This is a genomic window from Gemmatimonadota bacterium (genome assembly GCA_016209965.1).
Lineage (GTDB): Bacteria > Gemmatimonadota > Gemmatimonadetes > Longimicrobiales > RSA9 > JACQVE01.
Genome location: JACQVE010000137.1, coordinates 1 through 15,979, shown reverse-complemented (window position 1 = coordinate 15,979; position 15,979 = coordinate 1). Strand labels below are relative to the sequence as shown.

Below are 15,979 nucleotides of genomic sequence, written 5' to 3'. Positions count from 1 at the left end.
GTCGCGCCCATGCGCTGAACAGCTTCCAGCAGCCCAACACGCGTGGGGTTTACACCGACGCTGCGGATCCGTACCGCGCCCGCGGGCGCGAGAAGGCCCAGGGCAAGGAAGAAGGCGGCGGAGGAGAAGTCGCCCGGCACGGTCAGGTCGAGGGGCTCGAGGAATTCCGGCGGCTCGAGGCGCACAGCGGGGGCGCCGGCGGGCGTCCGCTCGGCGACGAGGTTCGCGCCCATAGCCCGCAGCAGTCGCTCCGTGTGGTCGCGCGAGAGCACGGGCTCGCTGACACGCACCGGCGCACCGCCTACTAGACCCGCAAGCAGAAGCGCGCTCTTCACCTGGGCGCTGGACCGGGGACTGGCGAAATCCAGTGGCCGCAGCCGACCGCCCTCCACCTCGATGGGGAGCCGGTCGGGCTCGCCCAGCTCCCGGAAGACGGCACCCATTTGGGAAAGTGGGCCCGTGACCCGCCGCATCGGCCGCGAGCGCAGCGAAGTATCGCCGGTCAGCTTGGCGCGGAAAGGGTGCCCACCCAGTACTCCAAGCAGCAGTCTGGCCGTGGTGCCGCTGTTCGCGCAGTCCAGAGTCGCCGCCGGCGCACGCAGTCCCCCGAGCCCCAGGCCGTCGATTTCCAGCACCTCCGCTGCGCCCAGCTCCGGCATCGCACACCCCAGGGACCGCAGCACCCCAGCCGTTGCCTCGGTATCCTCCCCCGCCAGCGCCCGGCGCACCCTGCTCGTGCCGTGCGCCAACGCCGCCAAGAGCAGCGCCCGATGCGTGATCGACTTGTCCCCCGGGACACGAACCTCAACCACCCGGACGCGGCGCCCGCTCACGTTCCCTCACGCCAGTCCTGGGCTGCAGCCAGCAGGCGGAGCAGACCCTCTCGATCCCCCCGCGCCATGACCTCCCTCAACTCCGCCAGAGCCTCCTGCAGCGCGGCCAGCGGGCGGCCCAGCAGGTCCACGTTGTGGAGCAGGATGTCCGCCCACAACTCGGGCGGACTCGCCGCCAGCCGGGTCGTATCGCGGCCACCCGGGCCAAGCATGTCTGCTGACGTGCCCGACCCGCCCAGCACCATACCCAGCGCGCTGGCCGCCACCTGCGGCAGGTGGCTCGCCCAGGCGGCCAGTGAGTCATGCTCCTCCGCGCCGACCACGCGCGGGTCCGCGCCAACCGCCCGCCAGAACGCCAGCAGTCGGTTCACGGGCGCATCGACCGCCTCACCTGCGGAACTCGATCCCGCTGCCGGCACCAGCCACACACGCGCCCCGGCAAATAGCGCGGCGCGCGCCGCGCCATAGCCGCTGCGGTGATCCCCGGCCATGGGGTGCCCCCCCACGAAACGCTCCCCAATGCCCGCCGCCAAGGCCGCCACCATGACCGGCCGTTTCACACTGCCCAGGTCCGTGAGCGTCGCGTGCTCCGGCCAGGCGCCCTTGTGCTCCCGGAGCATCTGCACGGTGCCGGTGACGGGGGTGGCGTAGACGACCAGCTCGGCGTCGCGGATCGCCTCGAGCGGGTCGGGCGTGGCGTGGTCAATGGCGCCGTCGCGGACGGCGCGCTCGAGCGCCTGGGTGTCGAGGGAAGAGGCGTGGATGGCGGGAGTGGGCGAGAGGCGGCGGAGCGCGAGGGCGAGAGATCCGCCCATGAGCCCGAGGCCGACAATGGCAATGCGCCGGAACGGTTGGGCGGAGGGTGTTGGCTTCAGCTTTCCTCCGAGGTGAAGGGCACTTCGATTTGGAGGCCGTCGTAGGCGACCACGGCGGCGGGGAAAATGTCGCGTGCCTCGCGCTCGAGGCCGCGTGGATCCTCTGCGTAGCGGGAAGAGAGGTGCGTGAGCGCGAGGCGCCGCGCGCGGGCGCGGCGGGCGACCTGTGCCGCTTCGCGGGCCGTCGAGTGCCCGGTGGCGCGGGCGCGATCCGCCTCGTCATCGCCGAAGGTGGCGTCGTGGATGAGCAGGTCGGCCGAGCGTGCGGATTCGATGGTGCCCCGGCAGGGGCGCGTGTCGCCAGTGTAGACGATGCGGCGGCCAGAGCGGGCCGGTCCCACCACGTCTTCGGGGCGCACCAGCCGTCCGTCCACGACAACGGGCTCGCCCTTGTGCAGCTTGCCGAAGAGCGGGCCTTCCGGCACGCCCAGCTCGCGGGCGCGCTCGGGATGGAACCGGCCGAGCCGCTGGTGCTCGATCAAGGCGTAACCCACCGAGCGCCCGCCGTGCTGGGAGCGGTAGGCCACCAGGTCGTAACCATTGCGGGAGAGCCGGGTCTCCGGCGGCAGCTCCTGGATGTGGATGGCAAAGGGCACGCGTTCGACGCCCAGGTGGACGGCGTCGTGCAGGATCTGCCCGCCGCCCTCGGGCGCCCAAAGCGTGATGGGCTCCTCCCGTGCCTGCAGGCCCATGGTACGAAGCAAGCCGATGACGCCCAGGAAGTGGTCGGCGTGCATGTGGGTGAAGAAGATATCGTGGACGGAGAATCCCGTGGCGAAGCGCATCATCTGCCGCTGCGTGCCCTCGCCGCAATCGAAGAGCAGGAGTTCGCCCTCCCGGTTCACGAGCACGGCGCTCACGTTCCGGCCGACCGTAGGGCGGCTGGCGGCGGTGCCCAGGAAGGTTACGCGGATCATCCGGCGCGCAGCTCCCGTACGCCGCGCGCCGTCAGCCAGGCCAGAAAGTAGGAGGCGTAGACCACCTGGCCCCAGGGGATCAGGGCGGGTGCAGCGAGCACCGCCAGCCAGGCGGCCAGTCGCAGGAAGGCGCGGAGCCCGGAGCGTCGGGCCGCCGCGACCCGCTCCCGGGCTTCGGCCATGCCGGTCAGATCCCCCCGCCGGGCGCGCGCCGCTGCCACTGCCCGCGCCAGGAACAGTTCCAGCCCCCGGCGTGCCACGCGCCAACTGGCGCGCGCCAGCCGCAGCAGCACAATACCGAAGCCGAGGACGGCCAGGAGGGTGATCGCCAGCTCCATGCCTGGAAGCTACCCGCGAGGCGGCCGGGGGTGCAAGCGGAAGTGGGAAGGATATGCCGGGGGTGGGACTCGAACCCACACGCCCTTGCGGGCTACGGATTTTAAGTCCGCTGCGTCTGCCGATTCCGCCACCCCGGCTCCCTGTCGAAATCTAGCTGCGCTGCGGCGCAGCCTCAACCGGAGGGCCGTGCGGCACGGCGGCGGCGGCGCGGCGCAGCGCCGCCAGGTTCTCGGCCACGGAGGCGCGGGTGTTGAAGATAGCGGCGCCGGCCACCAGTACCGTAGCGCCCGCGCGCACCACCTGCGGGGCGGTGTCCGGGCCGATTCCTCCGTCGACTTCGAGCTCCAGCGCGCCGAGCCGCCGCTCTTCCAACTGCTGCCGCAGCCGTGCCACCTTCGCCGTGCTGCTGGGGACGAAGGCCTGGCCGCCGAAGCCAGGATTGACGGTCATGAGCAGCACGAGATCCAGGCATAGGAGGATCTCGTCGAGCGCGGCCAGTGGTGTGGCGGGGTTGATGGCGACGCCGGGGCGCATGCCCAGCTCGCGGATCTGCTGGACCGTGCGGTGCAGATGGGGGCACGTCTCGGCGTGCACGGTCAGCCAGTCCGCGCCCGCATCGCGGAACGCCGCGAGCAGCCGCTCAGGCGACTCGATCATGAGGTGCACGTCCAGCGGCAGGTCGGTCACGCGACGCAGCGCCGCGACGACGGGCGGGCCGATGGTGAGGTTAGGCACGAAATGCCCGTCCATGACATCCACGTGGACCCAGTCCGCGCCCGCCGCGCCGGCCTGCTCGACGGCCTCGGCTAGCCGGGCGAAATCCGCAGCAAGCACGGAAACGGCGATCTTCATCTTCATGGCGTCTCGGCCGCACCCCCGGCCTGCCTGCCGCCCGCCGCGCGGCCGCGCTCGCCATGCAGCACGCGAACGCCGTCGGGGCCGGCCACGACCACGGCGTCAGCCACGCCCAGGAAGAGCCCGGTGGCGACGATACCCACGCGCTGCACGAGCTCGAATTCGATCCGTTCGGGGTCCGCTAGTCCGCCGGCGAAGCGGCAATCCAGCAGGTAATGCCCGCCGTCCGTGAGGTATGGGCTGCCATTCGCGTCCGTGCGCAGTGTGGGCTGTGCGCCGAGCATGTCCAGGTAGGTGAGGTGAGTGGTCCACCCGAAGGGGATGACCTCGACGGGAAGCGGCACGCGCTCGCCCAGCCGCTTCACCAGCTTGCTTTGATCGGCCACGATGGCGACTCGGTCGGAGACCGCCGCCACCAGTTTTTCCCAGAGCAGTGCGCCTCCCAGCCCCTTGATGAGGTCGAGCTGAGGATCGATCTCGTCCGCGCCATCCAGGGTCAGGTCGAGGCGCGGCTCCTGCTCGAGGGTGACCAGGGGAATGCCCAGCTCGCGGGCGTACCACTCGGTGCCGCGGGAGGTAGCGACACCCGCAATGTGCTGCAGCTCTCCCCTGGCGCGTCGCTCTGCGATGACTTCCAGGACGTGCCGGGCAGTCGAGCCCGTGCCCAGGCCGAGCACCATGCCCTCCTCGACCAGATCGACCGCCCGCATGGCGGCCATGCGCTTCAGTGCTTCGCGGCCTTGCACCAGCGTCTTTCCTTCAGCCCGGGAAGCGGCGCATGATGCCGCGAATGCGCTGCGTCAGGTCGAGGGCATCCGGCATCGAGCGCTGCCACATGTTGCGGCCAAAAATGAGCCCCGTCGCGCCCTGCTCCATCGTGATGCGCGCCTTCTCGAGCAGGTCCTCGTCGCCCACCTTGCTGCCGCCGCTGAACAGGACGAGGGAGCGCCCCGCTGAGGCGACGACCCGGCGCACACCACTCTCGTAGTCCCACTCCAACTCCTGGTATTTCTTCGGCTGCTGCGCATCCTTGTCGCTCTTCTTGGGCACGTTCAGCTTGATGATGTCCGCGCCCAGTTCATGGGCCAGGCGGGCGGCGTAATCCACGGCGTACAGGGAATCGCGGCCACCCTTCTGCTCGATGGCCCGGCCCCGCGGGTAGGACCAGACCACGAGCGGCATGCCCCACTTCTCGCAGGCGTCCCGCACGCGGCTGAGCCGGGCGAAGTCCTCATCCTGGCGCGGCGAGCCAACATAGAGGGTATAGCCCACCGCGTCCGCGCCCAGTGCGACGGCTTCCTCGACTGTGGCCGTGGGCGAGGAAAGGGCTTCCTCGTCGCTAGGAATTTCCGTCTTGCCGTTGATCTTCAGGATGAGCGGCACCCTGCCGGCGTAGCGCCTCATGTACTTGCGCGCCAGACCCCAATGGCAGGCGAGGGCGTTGTAGCCGCCCTCCAGCGCCAGGCGCCACTGGAAGTCCGCGTCCTGCGCCGCCGGGTTGGGCAAGAAGTCGACGGGGCCGTGCTCGATCCCCTGGTCAATGGGGAGGACCAGCAAGGTGCCGTTCCCGAGGCCGTACTCGTACAGCAGGCGGTGCAGCCGTACGCGCTTGCCGAGCGGGAGATCCAGCTCGTCCAGGCTGGGACGCGCCGTGCGCTCTGGCGGCGCTTCGAGAGTGGCCGAGGCATCCGGACACATGTGTACCTCCGGTTCAGATGGAAAGGGAGTTGGCCTGGCTCGCGCCCCAGGTCCGCCGGGAGAGCACGCGCCGCAGCGCGGCGACTACGTGATCCGCAGTGAGGCCGTACTTGCGGAACAGGGCTTCGGGGTCGCCGCTCTCGGCGTAGGTATCGTCCAGGCCGACGAACTCCATGGGCACGGGACAGAGGGAGCCGACGGCCTGCGCCACTCGCGCGCCCAGGCCGCCATGCAGCAGGTGTTCCTCGGCCACCACGATGCCCCCCGTCTCCTCTGCAGCCCGGCGGAGCTCTTCCTCGTCCAGCGGCTTGACGGTTGCCATATCCAGCACCCGCACCCCCATGCCCTCGGCGCGCAACTGCTCGGAGGCCACCAGCGCGGCGCCCACCATGAGCCCGTTGGCCACCACGGTAGCATCGCCTCCGTCGCGCAGGCGGACGGCGCGGCCAAATTGAAAGTCGGACGGCTCAGCGGTGTAAATCAGAGGCGCTTTGGGGCGCCCCAGGCGCAGGTAGACAGGCCCGTAGTGGCGGTACGCCGCCTTTACTGCCGCGCGCATCTGGTGCTCGTCAGAGGGCACGCAGACCACAAAGCCAGGCAGGCTGCAGGCCAGGGCCACGTCTTCCACCGACTGCTGGCTGGCACCGTCCTCGCCCGGCGAGATGCCGCCGTGACTGCCCGCGACTTTCACGTTGAGGTGCGGGTAGGCCACGGCCATGCGCAACTGGTCGAATCCCTTGAGAATGACGAAACAGGCGAAGCTGGAAATGAAGGGGACCTTGCCGCAACTGGCGAGGCCGCCGGCCATCCCGACCATGTTGGCCTCCTGGATCCCAACGTTCAGGAAGCGGTCAGGGAACTCCTCGCCGAAGTAGGCGCTCTTCGTGCTTTTGGCCAGGTCGGCGTCCAGCACCACGATTTCCGGGTGTTCCTGGCCCAGCTCGCGCAGTGCCTCGCCGTACGCGTCGCGGGTAGCCTTGCCGAAGGTCAGCCCGGGATACAGGCCTTTCACCGCCCGGCCTCCTGGTCCTCAGCCGCCTCGCGCTCGATGGAGAGCTCCGCGCGCGCCAATGCGCCGTTCAGCTCCGCCAGCGCCTTGGCCAGTTCCTCCTCAGTGGGCGCAACGCCGTGATACGCGTTCTCACCCTCCATGAAGCTGACGCCCTTGCCCTTGACCGTGTGGGCAATGATGCAGGCGGGCGCGCCCACGCCCGCAGCCCACTCGAGCGCGTGCAGCACCTGGCGCAGGTCATGGCCATCGATCTCCTGCACCTGCCAGCGCATGGCGCGCCACTTGGCCGCCAGCGGGTGCAGGTCCAGGATGCTCGCCACGGCCCCATCCAGTTGGTATTTGTTGTAGTCGACGATGGCCACGAGGTTGGCTGGGCGTTGGAACCCGATCGCCAGCGCCGCCTCCCAGACCTGCCCCTCCTGACACTCGCCATCACCGAGGAGGACGAAGACGCGGTAGTCGCGCCGGTCCATACGGGCGGCGAGCGCCATGCCCAGGCCGATGGACAGGCCCTGGCCGAGCGCGCCCGTAGACGCTTCGATGCCGGGCGCCGTGCCCAGGGCGGGATGGCCCTGCAGGCGGCTGTTGATCTTGCGCAGCGTGCGCAGCTCCGCGACGGGGAAGAAGCCGGCCTCGGCCAGCGCCGCGTACAGCACCGGCACACCGTGACCCTTGGAGAGGATGAAGCGGTCCCGGTCCGGCCAGTCGGGCCGGGCAGGGTCGTAGCGCAGCACGCCCCCGAAAAAGAGGGCGGTGACGATCTCGACGGCGGAAAGCGAACCACCCGGGTGGCCGCTCCCCGCCTCGGCCAGCATTTCCACGATGTGGCGCCGGATCGTCGTGGCGCGCTCCCTCAAGGCGTGGATCTGCGCGGCACTCCGGGTCCCGTCCGCCAACGCTCGAGCCATGTACCCCCTGCCAGCGATTCCAGGCGCCAGGGCGACGGGGGGAAAATCTAGTGGAGCCCGGGCGCGGGCGCAAAAAGAGACGGCCGCCATCATTGAACTTGGCGCTAACCCGCTCGTCAGAACCAAGGTGGGCGGGAACTAGCGGATTCCCGCGCCGCGGCGGGTCACCAGCTGCCCACTGGCCCGCATGGCCCGCAGCCGGGGGTTGACAAAGGCATTGGCCGTAAGCAGCTTGGGACCATGGATTTGCTACGGAATCGGGCTTTCGGCTTTACCGCCTACTTTGGCTACCGGCCGCGCGGCCGGGGTCGAGGACGGCGATACGTTCGGGATTAGCCATACCCGAAACCGGTAGCGCCCCGCGGCCCTCGGCAACCGAGGGCCGCGTTTTTTTGCCGCAAACGTTCGCTGGAAGGTTGGCATGATCATCGTCACGAGGCCCGGCATCACGGAGAGCGAGCTGGACCATATCCGGGAGCGGATCGAGTCCCTGGGGCTGCGCACACACATCTCGCGCGGCGAGCAGCGTACCATCGTCGGCTGCATCGGGGATGAAGAGCGGCTGAAGGAGGTCCCGCTGCTTTCCATTCCTGGAGTCGAGCAGGTGCTCCCCGTCCTCAAGCCGTACAAGCTTGCGGCCCTCGAATTCGCCGCCGGGCCTACCCTGGTCCGTGTTGGCCAGGCCGCGGTGGGGGGCGAGGAGCTGGTGGTCATTGCGGGCCCCTGCTCAGTGGAGGGGCGCGAGATGCTACGCCAAACGGCGCTGGGCGTGCGGGCGGCCGGGGCCCGGCTGCTGCGAGGCGGCGCCTTCAAGCCGCGGACTTCCCCCTACTCGTTCCGGGGCCTGGGCGAAGAGGGACTCAAGATCCTGGCAGAAGTGCGCCGGGAAACGGGGCTGCCGGTGGTGACCGAAGTCATGGATACGCGTCAGGTCGAGCGCGTGGCCCAGTACGCGGACATGCTGCAGGTGGGCGCGCGCAACATGCAGAATTTCGCACTCCTCTCCGAGGTCGGACGGCTGCACCGGCCCGTGCTGCTGAAGCGGGGTATGTCCGCGACGATTGGCGACCTACTGCTCGCGGCCGAGTACATCATGAGCCAGGGCAACATGAACGTCGTGCTGTGTGAACGCGGCATCCGCACCTTCGAGACGGCGACGCGCAACACCTTCGATGTGACGGCCATCCCCGTGCTCAAGGGCGAGACCCATCTGCCGGTGCTGGCGGACCCGAGCCACGCCGGCGGCAAGCGCGGACTGGTGGCCCCGCTCGCCTACGCGGCCGTGGCCGCCGGTGCCGATGGGCTGCTGGTCGAGGTGCACCCCAATCCGGAGGAGGCTCTCTCGGACGGCGATCAGTCCCTGTCTCTGGAAGAGTTCGAGCCCATGATGCGCGTGGTCCGTGAGCTGGCGCGGGTCGTCGGACGGCGCGCGCCGGCCGCGGAAGTCGCGGCAGCCTAGTCCAATATTAGGCGCCTTCGCCCTATGCTAGGCGCCTTCGCTCTCGACGACCCGCAAGCGGCGCTCCTCTGCCGGTTTTAGCCGGATCGTCTCGGCCCGCGCCTGCGCCGCCTTGGGCTCGGCTTGCGGCAGGAACCGGGGGCCGAGGCGGGAGAGCGCATAATAATAGACTACCTCGCCCACGCTGTCGCGCACGTCCAGCGCGTCCAGATAGAGGTCGACGGCCTCGTCGAAGGGTGCCTCCTTCTCCAGCAGCTCGACGAACTTGAGGGCGTTGTCGACATGCGTTTCCAGCAGCGCCACCTCGGTGCGCGCGGCATCGATCTCGATCCAGCGCCGCAGCTCCTCATTGACCCGGCCACGCAGGCGCTGGCGCAGGTTCTCGAGGAAGGAACGGGTGCCGCCACGCTCGCCGCCGCCCCGGTGAGGCCCGCTCGCCGGCTCGGGCCAGCCCGCCGCGCCTCCGGCCCGCTCGCCCAGGATCGCCAGAGCCCGCGTCGTGATCACGCGCGCCTCCTCGTCCGAAAGGCGCAGCATGCGGGTGTAGATGTCGAGTGCGTCCTCGAATGGCACGCGGGCGCCCACGAGCTGGATCAGGGCGAGCGCGTGATCCACGTGCGTGCCCAGCAGCCGTTCCTGCGCCACCGCGACCGCCAGCTCGATGCGGCGGCGTGTCGGCTCCGAAAGGCCACGAGAAGCGAACGGATTTCTCACCGCTGATTGCTCCACCCAAGAGCGTGACGGGCGGCGGGGCGGCCGCCAGCCGCACTCCCCGAGGATGCAAATTTCGTTCCCGTCAGGGATGGCGGAGCAGCGGGCGATCGGGTGCTATCCGAGGGCGGCGCGGGCGGCTGCGAGTTGCGCCAGAATAGCCGGGCGCGCGGTGCCGCCGGGCAGGCTCCGCGCTTCAGCGGAGGTCTCCGGGTCGAGCTGTTCGAGAGGCGGGCTCGTGAATGCGGGGTGCGCATCGGCCCACGCGGCGGGCGGCAACTGGTGCAACCGGACGCCCGCCTCTTCCGCCTGGCGGACCAGCCGGCCGACCGCGGCGTGGGCGGCGCGGAAGGGGACGCCGCGGCGCACCAGCTCGTCGGCCAGGTCCGTGGCCATCAGGAAATCGTCGGAGGCGGCGAGGCGCAAGGCTGGTTCGTCCCACTGCAGGCCGGCGACGGTCTCGCGGGTTACCGGCAGCACGCTGGCCAGGGTGTCGAAGGCGCCGAAAAGCAGGACTTTGTCCTCCTGCAGGTCCTTCTGATACCCCGAGGGCAGGCCCTTCAGCAGCGCGAGTGCCGCGACGACATCGCCCGCGAGACGTGCGGCTTTGGCGCGGGCCAGCTCGAGCCCGTCAGGATTCCGCTTCTGCGGCATGAGGCTGGAACCCGTGGTGTACGCCTCGGGCAGGCGAACGAAGCCGAACTCCTCAGCGGAGAACAGGATCAGGTCCTCGGCCAGCCGCGACAGGTGAGCGGCGGCCAACGCGGCCGTGAAGACGAGCTCGGCGACCCAGTCGCGGTCGCCCACGGCATCGAGCGAGTTGGCGGAAACGGCGCGAAAACCGAGGAGCCGCCTGAGCAGCTCGCGGTCCACCGGGAAGCCAGACCCGCTGGACGCCGCCGAACCGAGCGGCAGCACGGAGACGCGCTCGAGCGCGTCTGCCAGCCGCTCGCGGTCGCGCTGGAGCGCCCAAAAATGCGAAAGCAGCCAGTGCGCTAGCCGCATCGGCTGCGCGCGACGCAGGTGCGTGTAGGCAGGTATCAAAAAGTCCAGGGCTGCTGCGGCCTGCTCGACAAGGGCCGACTGCAGGCCACGTAACCCACCATCGAGCCGGGTACCTGCGCGAAGCGCCCACAGGCGGGAATCCGTGGCAACCTGGTCGTTGCGCGAGCGACCCGCGTGCAACTTCCCCGCCACCTCCCCCACCTCCTCGTACAGCAGTCGCTCGACCAGTGTGTGAATGTCTTCGTCTGCAGCGGAGACGGCTGCCCCGGCCTCCAGCTTTTGGGAGACCCGCTCCAGCCCGGCGGACAGCGCCTCCGCCTCCTGGGCCGTCAGGACGCCAGCCCCCACCAGCGCCTGCGCCCAGGCCTGGCTGGCCTCGACGTCCTCCGCCCAGAGCCGCCCGTCCACGGGCAAGCTGCGATTCAATTCATGGAGGAGCGGTGAGAGGGGCACCGCAAAGCGGCCTCCCCAAAGCCCGTGCTCGTCGCCGAAACCACTAATGTGCGGGAACTCCCGCCAACTCGACCTCCGTGTCGTCTCCCGGCGCCGGCGCCACCCGCTCGGCGGCGCCCGGCGCAGGCGGCTCCGCGCCAGGCCCAGCCGCCTCCGCCATGGCGCGCCGCGACTCTGCACGCGTGCCCAGCGAAAACAGGCGGATAAAGCCCTCCGCGTCCGCGTGATTGTACTCCCCTTCCCCGCCAAATGAGGCGAGCGCCCGGTCATACAGCGAATACGGGCTTCTGCGCCCGACCACAACAGCGTTCCCCTTGTACAACTTGAGCCGCACGGCGCCCGTGACGTGCCGCTGGGTTGCGCTCACCAGTGCGTCCAACGCCTCCCGCTCCGCTGACCACCAGCGGCCCTCATACACCAGATCGGCATAGCGCGCCGCCAGCTCGTCCTTCAGGGCCAGGGTGCGCCGGTCCAGCACGAGCTGCTCGAGATCCCGGTGCGCCTCATGGAGCAGCGTGCCGCCCGGCGTCTCGTAGACGCCCCGCGACTTCATGCCGACCAGCCGGTCCTCCACCACGTCGGCTACCCCGACCCCGTGCTCCGCACCCAGGGCGTTCAGCCGCTCGAGCAAAGGAACGCATTCCAGCACTTCCCCATCCACCGACACCGGGTAGCCGGATTCGAAGCCGATCTCGACGTATTCCGGCCGGTCCCGCACCTCCTCCAGCGGCCGGATCCACTGCAGCAGCTCCGGCGGCGGCTCGAAAGCCGGGTCCTCCAGCGGACCACCCTCGTGCGAGAGGTGCCAGAGATTCCGGTCCCGCGAGTAAATCTTCTCCTTGGAGGCCGCTACCTCGATCCCCCGCGCCGCCGCGTACTCGAGCGCTTCTTCACGAGAACGGATACCCCACTCCCGCCACGGCGCAATCACGCGCAGCCGCGGCGCAAACGCCGCGTACGTCAGTTCGAAACGAACCTGGTCGTTGCCCTTCCCCGTGCAGCCGTGCGCCAGCGCGTCCGCACCTATGCGCAAGGCGAGCTCCGCCTGCGCCCGCGCTACCACCGGACGCGCCATGGCCGTCCCCAACAAGTACTTGCGCGCGTAAACCGCGCCCGCCCGCAGCGTCGGCCAGATCGCCTCCCGCACAAACACCTCCCTCAAATCCTCCACCACACACGCCGCCGCACCCTGCCGCCGAGCCCGCGCCTCCACCCCGCGCAGCTCCTCCCCCTGCCCCACATCCGCCGCCAGACACACCACATCCGCCCCGTACGTCTCGCGCAGCCAGGGCACGATGATGGACGTGTCCAGTCCACCCGAATATGCCAGCACCACGGTGAGCGCCATTGTGCCGCCTTTCTCCCGGCCGCTGGTGGGTCCGGGGACTTATGCGCCTGTTGGCGCATAACTATGCAGCCCAACTTGCCGCTTGTCAACCCTGGTGGTGCAGGCCGGCGAGGGATTCGAGGCGGTGCTGGATGGTGGGGAGCTGCTTGCGGTTACGCAGGATGAGGAGGATGGTGTCGTCGCCGGCGATGGTGCCGACGATTTCGGGCCATTCTTCCCAGTCGAGTGCGACGGCGATGGGTTGGGCGCCGCCGGTCAGGGTCTTGACGACGAGGAGGTTGCCGGTGCCTTCGCTGCCGACGAAGAGGGTGCGCAGGAGCCGTTGCAGGGGCGGGGTCTGCTCCCACTGGTCGGGCGGCAGTGTGTAGTAGGCGTGGCCCTGGGCGTCGGGCACCTTGACGAGGCGGAGTTCACGGATGTCGCGGGAGAGGGTTGCCTGGGTGACCTCGAAGCCGCGCTCGAGGAGGAGTTGTCGGAGGTGCTCCTGGCTGGAGATGCGGCGGCGGCGGAGGAGGTCGAGGATGGCGTCGTGTCTTTCTCGTTTATCCATAGGCGGAAGGGTGGGGCGGCGGGTGGCCTGGTGTCAACCGACACGAGTGCGCCGCCTCGGTGGTTGGGACGTGTGTGGCGAAGCACTAGGCAGGAAGGGGCACGACGTAGACGTAGCCGATGATGGCGCCGTAGAGCAGGTGCGCGAGGATAAAGCGGAGGGGTGCGAGGCGGCCGTAGCGGTAGGCGAAGGGTCCGGGTGGGGGAAGCTTTCCGGCGCGGATGCAGCGGTTTCTGTTGCCCAGGATAGGCAGGGCGAATCCGGCGGCAAGGGAGTGGACGGCTCCCAGCAGCAGCCCGTTGTCGAGGTGCGCGCGGCCCAGGGCTTCGAAGCCCAGGGCATAGAGGATGGGAAGCGCCAGCGTGCCGGTGGCCAGCAAGGTAAGCCATCCCAGCAGGCCATTGAGCAAGCCCGCGGGTCCGGCGCCGGGCAGGCAGCCGAGGAACCGGATGGCGCTGATGCCGCTGCCGGGCAGCAGGGCGGCGAGCCAGGCCACGGCGAGGGTGGCGGCGGTGCCGGCCCACAGCATGATTGGCCAGGCGATGTCGATGCGCGCCTCCGCATCGTGGGGGAGTAGTTGCCGGCTAGAGATCCGTGATCACTGGGCAAGCTAGGCGCGAGCGGCGGCTTTGGCTACGGTCAAGCGGCGCGACGGTTTCGAGGGTGTCGAGCGGTCCATTTGGGCAAGGCACCCGCGTGTCACTGGGTGCTCCTGAGCAGGTACTGTCGGGGAAACGCGCCCCGGTAGACAATAGTCGGAGCGGGCCGGCTGGCCGCAGCACCCCGGGGCTCGAGGGTGAGGAAGACATGCGTGAATGTCTCGAGGGCGGCATTCAGTCCGCTCTTACTGCCGTCGAAGAAGGCCTTGGGCAATTCTGGGAGTGCCGCGCCGCTGGGGGCGGTTTCCGGGTCGTCGAACGCCGTGCCGGCCGAGTCCGTCAGGAGTCCGAGCCGCGCCGCAGCCTTGATGGTATCGCCGGCCGAGCTGAGGCGTACGGTCCAACCCACCCATTGGAAGCCGTTGGGTGCCAGGGGCACGTGCAGCACGTAGCCGCGCAGCCACACGTCGCCCCTGCTGGGCTGGTCGATCCACAGGCCACCGCGACCCCACCTGGCTGATGGCGGCATCCGGAATGTGCTCGAGGTTGAGGTTGTCCCACTGAACTTCCCCAGCTTGAGCGAGCCGCTGGCCGTGAGCGCGCCGGAGGCGGGACTGCGGAACTGGAAGTACAGGGGTTTGAAAGCACTGCCGTAGTCGGCCGCTCCGAACCCCAGCACCACGCTGGTGCCGCTGCCCAGGGCCGCGCGCGTGACGGTCGTGCTGGCGTTGCCCAGGCTGTCGGGCGCGATGCCGGTGCGGGCGGTAGACACCGCGTTGGTGCGTTCGTCCACGGAATAGAGCGTGTAGCCGCCGGAAGCGAGGGGTGCCAGCCCCTTGAGGGTGAGGCGCAGGCTGTCGAGCACGCCGCCCGCTTTGCTGAAGACCTGCACACCGCCACCGGGCAGCAATCCAGCGGCAGTGGCCTCGACGACAACGCGGAAATCGTAGACGGGGCCGCCCGCCAGCTCGAAGGGCGTTTCGGCGTCGCAGGCCACGAGCGTCAGACTCAGTGCCCCGGTTGCAATCGAGGTGGCAACGGCCCGGGTCATGGCTGCCCTCCGGGAACAAAGCTGAAGGAACCGACGAAGCGCCAGTTGTGGATGGTGCTCTCCTTTGCCACCACGCGCAGCGGGCTGGGGAAGCGGTCCTCCTGCAGCAAGGCCATGGCGCCGCTGCAGTTGACGCAGAAGCGGTCGCGATCGAAGTCGAGCAGCACCTGGTCGGTGAGGCCAAAGCGCAGGCCGGCGGCCTCGGACATCTGCAGCTCGAGGCCGCCGCCGAAGTGGAAGGAGGTGCCACTCAAGTCCTCGAGGCGGTTGAGCTGCTCGGGATCGAGGAAGAAGCGATAGCGGCCGACCCCGGCCGTGGCGAAGGGGGCCAGGCGACCCCACTCGCGGCGCACGGTCGCGTCGATCCCCAACTGCAGGTGAGTCACGTGCTGGCGCACCACATAGAGAAGGGTGGTGTCGTTGGTCTCGTCCGCAGAGAGATAGGAGTGGCGGACGTAGGGGAAGTACTCGCCGCGGGTCCAGGGCCGTCCCGCCAGCAGGTGGGCGCCCAGCCCCAGGGATCGGTTCAGGTAGAAGACGCCGTGCAGCCCTGCCAGCGGCGCATTGTCGAGCGCGGCGGATTCCGCATATGTCTGCCAGGCGCCTTCCACGCTCACCTGGAACCGGCCCGGCGCCACCTGGGCGCTGGCGCCCGCGGCCTGGGCGAGGAGGAGCCCGGCGGATAGATAAACTGGTCGAATCATGGCAGTCCTCGCACGCATTAGAAGCCCAACTCAACGGAGAACGTCTGGGACGAGCCCAGCGGGTCCAGCGTCTGAAAGGCGTAATCGAGAATCAGGCTGCGGCCGAGCACCGGAATGCGGACGCCGAGTCCGGCGGCGAGGCCATCGCCGAAATCGAAGGGCGCGCGGTCCTCGCGCTGCCAGCGCTTGGATCCGCGCAGGAACGCGCGCTCCCGGAAGGCGTACTCGAGGGCGAGCACGGGCGAGATGGGCCCATCAATGGCGTCCGTGAGCTCGGTGAGCAGGTTGAGGGAATGGCTGGCATTGGCGGCCACGAGCGCGTGGGGCGGGCCGACCAGCTCGGTGCGCACGCCGAAGCGGAACATGGTGGGCATGTGCAGCTCCTGCGTCTGGAACGACGCCGGCAGCTCGCGCGCCGTAGGGAAGAGCGGATCCCTGGTGGCCACGACCTTCCGGTCCAGCGCTGCGCCTTCCATGCGGGCGCGGGAACCGAGGTTCGAGATGGACACGCCCACGGTGCTTGCCAGCAGCCCGGTGCGGAAGACCGTCCCCACATCCGCGCCCACCCAGCGAGCCTGCGCGAAGTCGAGGCCTTCCTGCGCTAGCTTGCCGGTCACGCCAAAGCTCAGGCGGTCGGTGACTCGCCGGGCGTAGTGCAGGCC

Annotated in this window: 18 protein-coding genes and 1 tRNA gene; 1 reads left to right on the top strand and 18 read right to left on the bottom strand. The window is 69.5% G+C overall.

The genetic code is table 11. The features are described from left to right. From HY703_05700 to HY703_05655, 10 genes are all read right to left on the bottom strand, one after another. A partial coding sequence (locus HY703_05700; protein MBI4544664.1) for a 3-phosphoshikimate 1-carboxyvinyltransferase occupies window positions 1–833 on the bottom strand: 833 nt, incomplete at its 3' end. After that, window positions 830–1,648: a prephenate dehydrogenase gene (locus HY703_05695; GenBank protein MBI4544663.1), complete on the bottom strand. Its 819-nt coding sequence runs from the start codon at window positions 1,646–1,648 to the stop codon at window positions 830–832. The genes HY703_05695 and HY703_05700, both read right to left, overlap by 4 nt. Before the next feature lie 56 nt (window positions 1,649–1,704). Continuing rightward, on the bottom strand, window positions 1,705–2,625 hold the full coding sequence (rnz, locus tag HY703_05690) for a ribonuclease Z (protein MBI4544662.1): 921 nt from the start codon (window positions 2,623–2,625) through the stop codon (window positions 1,705–1,707). After that, window positions 2,622–2,963: a hypothetical protein gene (locus HY703_05685; protein ID MBI4544661.1), complete on the bottom strand. Its 342-nt coding sequence runs from the start codon at window positions 2,961–2,963 to the stop codon at window positions 2,622–2,624. Before HY703_05685 ends, rnz begins: the two co-directional genes overlap by 4 nt. 54 nt (window positions 2,964–3,017) lie before the next feature. Further along, window positions 3,018–3,101, bottom strand: a tRNA-Leu gene (locus tag HY703_05680). A gap of 13 nt (window positions 3,102–3,114) precedes the next feature. Continuing rightward, window positions 3,115–3,822 carry a ribulose-phosphate 3-epimerase gene (locus tag HY703_05675; GenBank protein ID MBI4544660.1) on the bottom strand — a complete coding sequence of 236 codons (708 nt, stop codon included), beginning with the start codon at window positions 3,820–3,822 and terminating at the stop codon, window positions 3,115–3,117. Next, window positions 3,819–4,538 (bottom strand): ribose-5-phosphate isomerase RpiA, encoded by a 720-nt coding sequence (gene rpiA / locus HY703_05670; protein ID MBI4544659.1) that lies wholly within the window; start codon window positions 4,536–4,538, stop codon window positions 3,819–3,821. Before rpiA ends, HY703_05675 begins: the two co-directional genes overlap by 4 nt. 40 nt (window positions 4,539–4,578) lie before the next feature. Beyond that, window positions 4,579–5,517 (bottom strand): fructose-bisphosphate aldolase, encoded by a 939-nt coding sequence (locus tag HY703_05665; protein MBI4544658.1) that lies wholly within the window; start codon window positions 5,515–5,517, stop codon window positions 4,579–4,581. 13 nt (window positions 5,518–5,530) lie between these two features. Next, complete coding sequence (locus tag HY703_05660) at window positions 5,531–6,529, bottom strand: transketolase family protein (GenBank protein MBI4544657.1); 999 nt, start codon at window positions 6,527–6,529, stop codon at window positions 5,531–5,533. Next, the gene (locus HY703_05655) at window positions 6,526–7,437 is read right to left on the bottom strand and encodes a transketolase (protein ID MBI4544656.1); all 912 of its coding nucleotides are present in this window, start codon (window positions 7,435–7,437) and stop codon (window positions 6,526–6,528) included. The genes HY703_05660 and HY703_05655 overlap by 4 nt, the downstream gene beginning before the upstream one ends. Window positions 7,438–7,858: 421 nt before the next feature. Here HY703_05655 and aroF point away from each other — a divergent pair, with 421 nt between their 5' ends. Next, a complete protein-coding gene (aroF, locus tag HY703_05650; protein ID MBI4544655.1) occupies window positions 7,859–8,896 on the top strand; it encodes a 3-deoxy-7-phosphoheptulonate synthase in 1,038 nt (345 codons plus the stop codon). A gap of 27 nt (window positions 8,897–8,923) precedes the next feature. Here aroF and HY703_05645 read toward each other — a convergent pair whose 3' ends face one another. From HY703_05645 to HY703_05610, 8 genes are all read right to left on the bottom strand, one after another. Next, window positions 8,924–9,610 carry a hypothetical protein gene (locus HY703_05645; GenBank protein ID MBI4544654.1) on the bottom strand — a complete coding sequence of 229 codons (687 nt, stop codon included), beginning with the start codon at window positions 9,608–9,610 and terminating at the stop codon, window positions 8,924–8,926. Between the two features lie 114 nt (window positions 9,611–9,724). Next, window positions 9,725–11,113 (bottom strand): argininosuccinate lyase, encoded by a 1,389-nt coding sequence (gene argH, locus HY703_05640; protein MBI4544653.1) that lies wholly within the window; start codon window positions 11,111–11,113, stop codon window positions 9,725–9,727. Beyond that, a complete protein-coding gene (locus HY703_05635) occupies window positions 11,109–12,413 on the bottom strand; it encodes an argininosuccinate synthase (protein MBI4544652.1) in 1,305 nt (434 codons plus the stop codon). The genes argH and HY703_05635 overlap by 5 nt, the downstream gene beginning before the upstream one ends. A gap of 85 nt (window positions 12,414–12,498) precedes the next feature. Beyond that, window positions 12,499–12,963 (bottom strand): arginine repressor, encoded by a 465-nt coding sequence (argR, locus tag HY703_05630; GenBank protein MBI4544651.1) that lies wholly within the window; start codon window positions 12,961–12,963, stop codon window positions 12,499–12,501. Window positions 12,964–13,048: 85 nt separating this feature from the next. After that, on the bottom strand, window positions 13,049–13,492 hold the full coding sequence (locus HY703_05625) for a hypothetical protein (GenBank protein MBI4544650.1): 444 nt from the start codon (window positions 13,490–13,492) through the stop codon (window positions 13,049–13,051). A 170-nt stretch (window positions 13,493–13,662) separates the two neighbouring features. Then, window positions 13,663–14,613, bottom strand: a complete 951-nt coding sequence (locus tag HY703_05620; GenBank protein ID MBI4544649.1) for a hypothetical protein — start codon at window positions 14,611–14,613, stop codon at window positions 13,663–13,665. After that, the gene (locus HY703_05615) at window positions 14,610–15,317 is read right to left on the bottom strand and encodes a hypothetical protein (GenBank protein ID MBI4544648.1); all 708 of its coding nucleotides are present in this window, start codon (window positions 15,315–15,317) and stop codon (window positions 14,610–14,612) included. The genes HY703_05620 and HY703_05615 overlap by 4 nt, the downstream gene beginning before the upstream one ends. A 17-nt stretch (window positions 15,318–15,334) precedes the next feature. Continuing rightward, the coding region (locus HY703_05610) for a hypothetical protein (GenBank protein MBI4544647.1) at window positions 15,335–15,979 on the bottom strand (645 nt) is incomplete at its 5' end.